1 protein-coding gene is annotated in these 823 nt (G+C 64.5%); it reads right to left on the bottom strand.

What is annotated here, in order from left to right:
* On the bottom strand, window positions 1-823 hold an 823-nt coding region (locus tag HMPREF0372_RS12070; RefSeq protein ID WP_007492779.1), incomplete at both ends, for a beta-keto acid cleavage family enzyme.

Raw genomic sequence — 823 nt, 5'->3', positions numbered from 1 at the left:
CGCGGGCCTCGGCGGGGGTGGCGACCTGCTTGCCGTACTCCTCGATGACGCGGCGGGCGCGCTCCACGAACTGCACGTTGCTCTCGGCCAGAACGCCCTTGGCGTACATCACGTTGTCCTCCATGCCCACGCGGATGTGGCCGCCCAGCGCCACAGCGCCGTACAGCATCTCCAACGCGCAGTGGCCCACACCAAAGCAGCTCCAGGTGGAGCCGGGGCACAGGGACTCCATGGTTTCCTTCATAAAGATCAGGTTCTTCAGGGAGCCGGGGATGCCGTTGGCGCAGCCCATGCAGAACTGGAAGTGAAGGGGGGCCTTCAGCACGCCCTTCTTCAGGTAGTAGGCGGCGTTGGCAATCATGCCCGGGTCAAAGGCCTCGATCTCCGGCTTGACGCCCCACTCCTGCATGTTCTTGCCCAGCTCCTCCAGGAAGGCAGGGGGGTTGAGGAACAGGGAGGTGTGCAGCCAGTTCATGGAGCCGCAGTCATAGGAACCCATCTCGGGGCGCAGCTCCTTCAGGTGGATCTGGCGGGTGGTGTCGTCGGCGTGGATGTCGCCGGAGGTGGTCATGTTCAGGATGATGTCGCAGTCGGGGTGGTTGGCGCGCAGCAGCTCCACGGTCTTGCGGAACTTCTCCTTGTCCATGGTGCCGTGCCCCTCGTCGTCCCGCATGTGCAGGTGGGCGATGGCCGCGCCGGCCTTCCAGCAGGCGTACACGTCCTCGGAAATCTCCTCCGGGGTCATGGGCACGTTGGGGTTGTTGGCCTTGGTGGGCCAGGCGCCCGTAGTGGCCACAGTGATGATCGTCTTGTTCTTCAGCTC

Source organism: Flavonifractor plautii ATCC 29863, from assembly GCF_000239295.1.
GTDB classification, from domain to species: domain Bacteria; phylum Bacillota; class Clostridia; order Oscillospirales; family Oscillospiraceae; genus Flavonifractor; species Flavonifractor plautii.
The sequence above is the reverse complement of the archived record's forward strand: the minus strand, read 5'-3'. Positions and strand labels throughout refer to the sequence as shown.